Annotated in this window: 9 protein-coding genes; 5 read left to right on the forward strand and 4 right to left on the reverse strand. The window is 34.6% G+C overall.

Annotated elements, in window-relative coordinates:
- On the reverse strand, positions 1–1,622 hold a 1,622-nt coding region (locus tag SOY52_RS03970), incomplete at its 3' end, for an ATP-dependent helicase (RefSeq protein WP_320847686.1).
- Positions 1,622–2,962 (reverse strand): 30S ribosomal protein S12 methylthiotransferase RimO, encoded by a 1,341-nt coding sequence (gene rimO / locus SOY52_RS03975; RefSeq protein ID WP_320847687.1) that lies wholly within the window; start codon positions 2,960–2,962, stop codon positions 1,622–1,624. The genes SOY52_RS03970 and rimO, both read right to left, overlap by 1 nt.
- A 135-nt stretch (positions 2,963–3,097) precedes the next feature.
- Between rimO and oppB the strand changes: the two genes are divergently transcribed.
- From oppB to SOY52_RS04000, 4 genes are read left to right on the forward strand one after another with little or no spacing between them, the layout of a single operon-like run.
- The gene (gene oppB, locus SOY52_RS03980) at positions 3,098–4,027 is read left to right on the forward strand and encodes an oligopeptide ABC transporter permease OppB (protein ID WP_320847688.1); all 930 of its coding nucleotides are present in this window, start codon (positions 3,098–3,100) and stop codon (positions 4,025–4,027) included.
- A gap of 12 nt (positions 4,028–4,039) precedes the next feature.
- Positions 4,040–5,632 carry an ABC transporter permease gene (locus tag SOY52_RS11170; RefSeq protein WP_414429586.1) on the forward strand — a complete coding sequence of 531 codons (1,593 nt, stop codon included), beginning with the start codon at positions 4,040–4,042 and terminating at the stop codon, positions 5,630–5,632.
- A gap of 14 nt (positions 5,633–5,646) precedes the next feature.
- Positions 5,647–6,678 carry an ABC transporter ATP-binding protein gene (locus SOY52_RS03995; RefSeq protein WP_320847689.1) on the forward strand — a complete coding sequence of 344 codons (1,032 nt, stop codon included), beginning with the start codon at positions 5,647–5,649 and terminating at the stop codon, positions 6,676–6,678.
- The gene (locus SOY52_RS04000) at positions 6,671–7,684 is read left to right on the forward strand and encodes an oligopeptide/dipeptide ABC transporter ATP-binding protein (protein WP_320847690.1); all 1,014 of its coding nucleotides are present in this window, start codon (positions 6,671–6,673) and stop codon (positions 7,682–7,684) included. The genes SOY52_RS03995 and SOY52_RS04000 overlap by 8 nt, the downstream gene beginning before the upstream one ends.
- A gap of 202 nt (positions 7,685–7,886) precedes the next feature.
- Here SOY52_RS04000 and SOY52_RS04005 read toward each other — a convergent pair whose 3' ends face one another.
- Both SOY52_RS04005 and SOY52_RS04010 read right to left on the reverse strand, forming a co-directional pair.
- The gene (locus SOY52_RS04005; protein WP_320847691.1) at positions 7,887–8,234 is read right to left on the reverse strand and encodes a hypothetical protein; all 348 of its coding nucleotides are present in this window, start codon (positions 8,232–8,234) and stop codon (positions 7,887–7,889) included.
- A gap of 66 nt (positions 8,235–8,300) precedes the next feature.
- The gene (locus SOY52_RS04010; RefSeq protein ID WP_320847692.1) at positions 8,301–8,864 is read right to left on the reverse strand and encodes a hypothetical protein; all 564 of its coding nucleotides are present in this window, start codon (positions 8,862–8,864) and stop codon (positions 8,301–8,303) included.
- 39 nt (positions 8,865–8,903) lie between these two features.
- Between SOY52_RS04010 and SOY52_RS04015 the strand changes: the two genes are divergently transcribed.
- Positions 8,904–9,223 (forward strand): SprT-like domain-containing protein (locus SOY52_RS04015; protein ID WP_320847693.1); only part of this gene is annotated, 320 nt, incomplete at its 3' end.

Below are 9,223 nucleotides of genomic sequence, written 5' to 3' on the forward strand. Positions count from 1 at the left end.
ACGCTATTTTCTACATCTTCTTCGCTATTGTTTAGTGTAGTTCTATCCAAAGTAATACTTTCTAAGAAAGAAACAAGACCTTCTCTTCCAGGAGCAAGACCATTGAGAGCTGAAATTAATGCAGATAAGTTTTCAAGTCTACCTCTTCTTACTGCTTCATCTTTTTCATCTTCATAAAGTTGTTTTATTCCACTTTCTTCAAGCAGGAATGTAGCAAAATCCTTTAACTCGCAATTTTCTGAAAGCATATTATTTGCTTTATTAATCATAGCTAAAAATTTAGAAGCTCCATTTTTAGCCTTTCCAGTAAGCTTATTATCTTTAATTGCAAACTCTAAGCTATCAATTAGGTGATCTGAATAAGATAAGATGCTTTCAATTGCACCCTTACCAATACCTCTTGCAGGTTTATTAATAACCCTTAAAAATGAAATACGATCACGAGGGTTTAACACAATGGAAAATAGTGCAAGTGAATCTTTAATTTCCTCACGCTCATAGAAACGTAGTGCTCCAACTACTTGGTAAGGTATCCTATATCGTGAAAAAGCTGTTTCAAATTCTCTTGATTGAGCATTAGTTCTATAAAGAACAGCAACAGACTTATAATCAGGAAGGCGAGAAATTAACATTTTAACCTTTAGTGCTTCCTCATCAGAATCAATTGCACTAATTAATTCAGGCATATCACCCCTTTCATTATTTGTAAAAATAGTTTTATCGTGTCTACATTTATTATTTTTAATAACAGATGATGCAATGCGTAAAATATTCTTAGTACTTCGATAGTTTTCTTCTAACTTAATAATTCTAGTATTAGGATAGTCATATTCAAAGGAAAGGATGTTTCTAATCTCTGCTCCTCTAAACTTATAAATAGACTGGTCATCGTCTCCTACTACTACTAGCTGGGTATCAGGACCAACAATCTCTTTTAATAGTCTAAATTGAGAAGCGTTAGTATCTTGATACTCATCAACTAATATCAATTTAAACCTAGACTTAAAGTATTCTCTAACATCATCATTATTTACTAATAATTCAGTTGTCCGAATTATTAAATCGGCAAAGTCTACACACCCTGAACTTCTTAAAGCCTTTTCATAGGTTGCATAGTAAGTTCTAAATCCAGGTAAGTGATAAGCAATTCCATTTAATTCTTTGGAATCTGGGTCTAAACCTTTATCCTTTGCCTTACTAATTTGCTTCATAAATTCTCTTAATTCTGCCTTCTTTTGATCTGGATAAGAATTTGCAAGCAAATTTAATGAATCATCATCGTCATAGATAGTAAATGAACTATTTAGGCCAATTCTATCTCCATAACGACGAAGAACGTAGGCGCCAAAGGAGTGGAAGGTTCTCATCTCAAGCCCATTAATATTTTCATCAGGGATCATATTGTTAATTCTGTCCCTCATCTCTTTAGCAGCTTTATTTGTAAATGTTACTGCTAAAATTCTATAGGGACTAATTCCCATCTCTTTTATTGCATAGGCAATTTTCGATGTAATAACACGTGTCTTACCTGAACCAGCTCCAGCTAAGACAAGAAGTGGATTGGAAAAATCCAATACCGCTTCTTTTTGCATATCATTTAATGTATTTAATAAGTTATCCATTAAAAGACTTTCCTTATTAAGATAGCTTCAAGATCGACTCCACGAACTTTTCTAATACCCACTTCAACAACATCACCTGGGTTAATCCCCTCACCCATTATTACTGTTAGGCCATCAACTTCAGGAGCTTGAGAGTAAATACGTGCAATAGATAAATCTTCACCTTTGATGTTCTCTTCAACTAGTGCAAGGTACTTTTTACCTACAAAACGCTCTAAATTTTCCTCTGTTATCTTACTCTGAAGCTCTTCAAGCTCAGCTTTCCAAGGTGTTGCTCTCTTAATTGCCTTCTTATGCTCTCTCTCACCTCGCATATCGAAAGCAGGAGTATCTTCTTCTCTTGAGTATAAGAATGAACCCATCCAATCAAAACGAGCCTCACGAACAAAACGCAACAACTCATCAAAGTCCTCTCTTTCCTCTCCAGGGAAACCAAGCATTAAGGTTGTTCTAATAACTGCTTCAGGAATTTGAGTTCTAATATTGTTTATTAAAGCTAGATATTTTTCTCTATTACCTGTTCTTTTCATACCTTTTAATACTCTTTCACTTGCATGTTGGAAAGGTATATCAAAATAAGGTAAAACTTTTTTATTATTTTTAATAATATCGATAATTTCTAATGGGAATGTATCAGGATGGATGTATAAAAGTCTTAGTACAAAGTTACCTTCAAACTCAGCAATAGTTTTTAATAGCTCAGGAAAATGAGATTTACCATCCCAATCAGTACCATAAGCACCTAAATCTTGAGCAATTAAATTAATTTCATAAAAACCTTCACTAATTAATCTCTTTGCCTCAGCTAATACATTATCCATAGGTCTACTTCTGAGTGGACCTCTAATTATTGGAATTGCACAGTAATTACATCTATGGTTACAGCCTTCTGATATTTTCAAATAGCATGAACGTGGCATTGATAAAAATTCATTTCTATCATCTTTATCCTTATCAGGATCAGGATATTCTGGAGCTAATACAATTTGCTCATCAGCCTTTTCTAATTCATCTAAAAGATTTGAAAATTTTGATAAATCATGGTTTCCAAAGATAGCATCTGCTTCTTCTAACTCAAGCTCCTTGCTGTAGCGTTCAGCTAAACAGCCTCCTAAAATAATTTTGGCATTTGGAAAATTATCTTTTAATGAAAAGAAAGTATTTATTGATTCTTCCTTAGCACTTTCAATAAAACCACATGTATTTACAAAGAGTAAATCAGCTTCCTTTGGCTCTTTTGTTACCTCGTAACCTTTTTCTTTTGCAATTGTTAAAATTATTTCGCTATCGACTTGGTTTTTTGCACAACCAAGGCTTTCAATGTATATTTTTTTACTCATAATTAACCCTTTTCAATATCCAATAAGAAATAATAAGTTGAATACCAGTCGAATTTTTATACATATTATTGCATAAATTTTCAATGGCTGATAGTATCCAATAGAATATTCATTTTTTTTAAAATAAGAGGGCCTATGACCAAATACATCATTAAGCGACTGATTGGCATGATTCCTACAATGCTAATCATCATCACTCTTAGTTTCTTTATTGTACGTATCGCACCAGGCGGACCTTTCGATGGGGAAAGAGCACTTCCTGAAGTTGTAAAACGTAATATTGAAGCAAAGTATCATATGGACGAACCTCTCTGGCAGCAGTATGGAAGATATCTATTTGATGTTATCAGAGGAGACCTTGGACCTAGTTATAAGTACAAGGACCACGATGTTAACTCTTTGATATTTAACTCAATTCCTAATTCAATTTATCTTGGCTGTATAGCTATGGCTATTGCCCTGCTGTTTGGTGTGTCGTTTGGCATTATAGCAGCAGTTAAACAAAACTCACTGCTCGACTACCTTCCTATGGGTATTGCGGCACTTGGACTTTCAGTTCCGCTATTCGTAGTAGGACCACTATTGCAATACATATTTGCAATGAAGTTAGGATGGTTCCCTACCTCAGGATGGTTTACAGAAGGTCTTGGATGGAAAACTATCGTACTTCCATCAGTTGCTCTATCTTTCGCTTACTATGCAGATATTGCACGTTTAACAAGATCTTCAATGCTTGAAACTCTTCGTTCTGATTACATTAGAACAGCAAAAGCTAAAGGTATGAGAAACAGTATCATCATCTTTAAACATGCTATGAAGGGTGCAATGCTTCCAATCGTAAGCTACCTTGGACCTGCATTTGCTGGTATTATCACTGGTAGTATCGTAGTTGAACAGGTATTCCGTGTTCCTGGCTTAGGTAAGTTCTTTGTTCAGTCATCATTTAACCGTGACTATACACTCATCGTTGGTGTAGTAATTGTTTATTCTGCAATTCTCATCGTCATGAACTTTGTCGTAGACGTTGTATACGCACAGCTTGACCCAAGAATTACTTACAAATAAGGTGGATGGAAAATGATGAGAAAAAAGAAAGAACAAACAGTTAACGAGTTTAACCAGGTTGTAGTCGGAAACAGCCTTACTAAGGAAGCATGGAAAAGATTAAAGAAAAATAAGATGGCAGTTTTTGGCATGGTAGTTGTAATTATCTACGCTATCATTTCCTTCTCTGCTTCACTTCTTCCTATCTATCCATACGATGAATCTATCATTGACCACCAGCATTTAAGACCATCTCTTACAAAGACTTCTGGTGAATTAATGCTTGAACAGCAATATAAGAACCTATATTTTAAGGCTTGGAGAGCTGGTAGATTAGTACTCTCAGAAGATGAAAACCAGATGGTTGAAGAGCTTATTTTAAAGAATGAGACTAATAAAGTTTGGGATTACCTCTATAAAGAAGGTGAAAGTCAAAGAGAAGCTGGTACATTTACTTTCAACTCCTCAGAGCAAAAGACAATCGATAGATACATTGATAAGATTAATACAGATATCCAGATTACTATCGATAATCTTTATTACCTATTAAATGGTAAGAAGGTAAAGCTTTCAAAGCTCGACTATGCAACTTTATTGGATTTATATTCAAAAGAAATCAATGCATCTGCTGATTTAATTGAAGAGTCTTTAAATAAGGAAATAAGATCACAAGTTACCAACACAGTTAAGGGTAACCTTGCTGATGCATCAGAAGAAGATATTACAGCTGCTGTAAATCTTGAAATTGAAAACATGTCAAGAAAAGATTGGGAAGCTAAAGCTTGTGAATCTATTATCGGTAAGCTCGAATCTAGTGCTAAAAAGACTATCGAGAAGAAGATGAAGGCTCAAATTGCAGAAGGTTCTGTTGAATTCCCATACAAGGGTGACATCGAAGTAAATGATCACATTACAGCTAAGGTAGAAATTAGCTTAAAGCACATGAGAAGATACTTCCTTGGAACGGACTACCTTGGTCGTGACTTACTATCTAGAATTATTTATGGTGGTCAGATTTCTATTGCAATTGGTTTAATTGGTACAATTACTTCAGTACTTATCGGTATCTTAGTAGGATCAATTGCAGGTTATAGAGGTGGTAAAGTAGACTACTACTTAATGAGATTCGTAGATATCATGTACGGACTACCATACATGCTCTTAGTAATTATTTGTATGGCTATCTTTGGTAGAAAGATTTTCAACCTATTCTTTGCACTTGCAATGGTATCATGGCTTACAATTGCACGAATGGTTCGTGGTCAGATTATGAGCTTAAAGAACCAAGAGTATGTTGAAGCAGCAAGAAGTATGGGTGCATCTACATCACACATCATTCTTCGCCACATGGTACCAAACTCACTCTCAGTTATCATTGTTTACTCAACAATCAGAATTCCAGCATTCATCATGCAGGAAAGCTTCTTATCATTCCTCGGTCTCGGTGTTCAAGCACCATATGCTTCTTGGGGTTCATTAATTGGTGATGGTGTTGCTTCAATGACACTTTATCCATGGAAGCTTATCTGTCCATCTGTAGCAATGATTGTATTCTTATTTGCCATGAACTTCTTTGGTGATGGTTTAAGAGATGCCTTCGACCCACAGAGTAAGAACCAACTTTAAAGGAAATACCGAATATGAGCGAACAGAATAAACCAGTATTAGAAGTAAAAGGCCTGCAGACATACTTTAAAACCGATGCAGGTATTGTAAAAGCAGTAGATGGCGTCTCCTTTACAGTTCATGAAGGAGAAACAATCGGACTTGTTGGAGAGTCTGGTTGTGGAAAGAGTGTTACAAACCTTTCTATCATGCGCTTAGTACCTTCCCCTCCAGGAAAAATTGTAGGTGGTGAAGTCTTGTATGAAGGCCGTGATATCATGAAAATGAGCGAAAAGGAACTTAGAACAATCAGAGGAAATAATATTTCCATGATTTTCCAGGATCCAATGACAAGCTTAAATCCATTTCTAAAGATTTCTACTCAGATGATTGAAACAATTCGTCTTCACCAGAATCTTTCAAAGAAAGAAGCTCGTGAAAAAGCAATTAAAATGCTTGCTGAAGTAGGTATTCCTTCTCCTGAAAAGAGAATCGATTGCTATCCTCACCAGTTCTCTGGTGGTATGAGACAGCGTGTAATGATTGCTATGGCATTAAGCTGTAACGCTAAGGTATTAATTGCAGATGAACCAACAACTGCGCTCGATGTAACAATTCAAGCTCAGATTTTGGAACTCATCCAAAAAATTAATAAAAAGTTTAAGACCGCTGTAATCCTTATTACACACGACCTTGGTGTTGTTGCAGGTATGTGTGATAACGTATGTGTAATGTATGCTGGTAGAATTGTTGAGCAGGCTCCTACTCACGAACTATATGCAGCACCATCACATCCATATACTCAGGGCTTAATTGCATCAGTACCTAGAATGGACGAATCAGATAAGAATAAGAAGTTATTCTCTATCGAAGGTCAACCACCAAACGTTATTGATCTTCCACCTTGCTGTCCTTTCCATCCAAGATGTCATAAGAAGATTGGTATTTGTGAACACATGTATCCACCAGTAAAGCAGCTTAGTGATACACATACATGTGCATGTTGGCTCCATGCATCTCAGGAAGAGATTAAGAAAGCTGAAGAGGAGGTCAAGAAGAATGGCTGATGATAAGAAAGTACTTTTGGAAGTAAAGGATCTAAAACAGCACTTCCCTATCGATAATGGTGGTATCTTCAAAAAGCAAATTGGTGCAATTAGAGCTGTAGATGGTGTATCTTTCACAGTAAATGAAGGTGAAACACTTGGTATTGTAGGTGAATCAGGATGTGGTAAATCTACATGTATCAGATCTATCGCACAGCTATATAAGCCAACTGCAGGTGAAGTTATCTTCCAAGGTGTTGACCTTTGTAAAGCAGATAGCAAAACTCTTCTAAAGTTTAGAAAAGATATTCAGATGATTTTCCAAGATCCAATGGCATCTCTTGATCCAAGAATGACAGTAAGATCTATAATCGCTGAACCACTTAATATTTATAATAGAAGAGGTTTATTAGATCACAAATGGACTGTTGAAGAGATTGAAGAAAGAGTTGAAATTCTCATGGAGAAAGTTGGTCTTAATAAGACATTTAAAAATAGATATCCTCATGAGTTCTCAGGTGGTCAGAGACAGAGAATTGGTATTGCAAGAGCACTTGCATTAAATCCAAAGATTATTCTTGCTGACGAACCTGTATCTGCTCTCGACGTTTCTATTCAGGCTCAGATTCTTAACCTTATCTCTGACTTACAGAAAGAAATGGGTATTACATTTATCTTCATTGCTCACGACCTTGCTGTTATTCAGCACATTAGTGACCGTGTAGTTGTAATGTACCTTGGTAAAGTTATGGAAATCAGTAAAGCTGATGAACTGTATAGCAATCCTAAACACCCATACACTACTGCCCTTCTTTCTGCAGCTCCAATTCCTGATCCAGTAAAAGAAAGATCAAGACAGAGAATTATTCTTTCTGGTGACGTACCTTCTCCAGATAAGGAAAGAAAAGGATGTTATTTCTACGATAGATGTCCTCACAAGATGGAAAAGTGCTCATGCAACATTCCGCCAATGTTTGATTGTGGACCAGAGCACCAAGTAGCTTGTTGGCTCTATGAGGAAAAGTAAACAATAACTAAAAGGCTGTTAAAAAACAATAAAGTTTAATAACAGCCTTTTCTTTTATTTATTAACTAAGCTCAAGAATTCCCATTTTTCTCTACCCTCAGCAATTACGTTATCTAAAATCATTTGAGAATAATTACACATACTAGTCTCTTGCTTTATTGTATCTAGCGATATCTCTTAATACTCTTTCCTTTAGCATTACTTATTTATATAGTTTTATTACAACTGAAGCTGAAGAATAAAACCATACAGAAACAGTCTTAGTGAGCTTTTCATATTCTTGTTTTCTCATTATTTCTTCTACGATAAGTCCTGATGCATAGATAAATGCTCTATTAGGTAGATTTATACCTTTAGAAAGTTTATTTAGAACATCGATGTTAATCCTAACGATTTTCCTAGCTGTGATATTTGGAAGATTACATGTAAAAACTAAATCACATTTAAACTTTGATTTATCACTATCATCAAGCTTTACTAAGCCACCTTCAAGGGGAAGATAATCAATTTTTAGAAATCTTGCTACCGTATAATTTTTTACAACATTCACCTAAAACAAACATTTCTTGTTTTAATTTCATAAAAGTTTCACCTATAGATAATAGAACTTTTTTATTTAAAACACCCTTTTCGGATCTATTTTTACTTCTCTAGGTCGGTCAACATAGTATTCTAAACCAGAATAAGCTGCCATTAAGGGAGCAAGGCGTTCAAGTTTACCTGCAGATGATTTTTCAGGGATGATTTCTATATCGTGCTTATCCTCTTCTTCTCCCTTCATTTTTATTGATAAAACACAATAAGCTTTATGTGTTAATGTAGCCTTTTGCTCCATAGAACCATGAATCCCTTTAACAAAGTGTGTTAATTCTAATCTTTTAATTTGTTCATATGGATAAATATTTTTTTTAACAAAAGGACCAAATCCCCAAACAGAAATAAATGCTTTATCTCTATTTGAGATAATCCAATTATCACGATAAAGTGCAACAAGCAATAATAAGAATGTAATTACTAAAGGTAAGATATCTGAATTACTCCACCCTTCTTCTGAAAAAACAATAAGAAATCCTACTAAAATAAAAAAAGCAAAAAGCCCACAAACAATTTTTAGAGCTCTTGATGGACCATATACTGCAATATCTTTCTTCTCAATTTCTTTTAAATTATAAGTAAACATCACCTTTAATATAACCTAAAAAATAAATATGATACATCTATGAATCGAGTAATCTCAGTTTATTCTGGTAAATCAAATCAATTAAGAATAAAAATAAAAGAAAAGTTAATTCAAAGTTTAAATCAGAGCCAATATAACTATATAAAGAATATTCCAAATGTTCTTTTTTGTGGGCTAAAGGATTCAACACTTGGTGAATATGATGTTCAAAATAATTTAATTTTACTTAATTCAAAATTAATTAATTATGACTTTGATACCATCTTTAATGTAGCCCTTCATGAATTAGCTCACTACATAACTATTAATTATGTATCATCTCCTCATGATTCTCTCTTTAAAGAGGTTTGTACAAATCT

The sequence above is a fragment of the Bullifex sp. genome (genome assembly GCF_034103065.1).
GTDB lineage: Bacteria > Spirochaetota > Spirochaetia > Sphaerochaetales > Sphaerochaetaceae > Bullifex.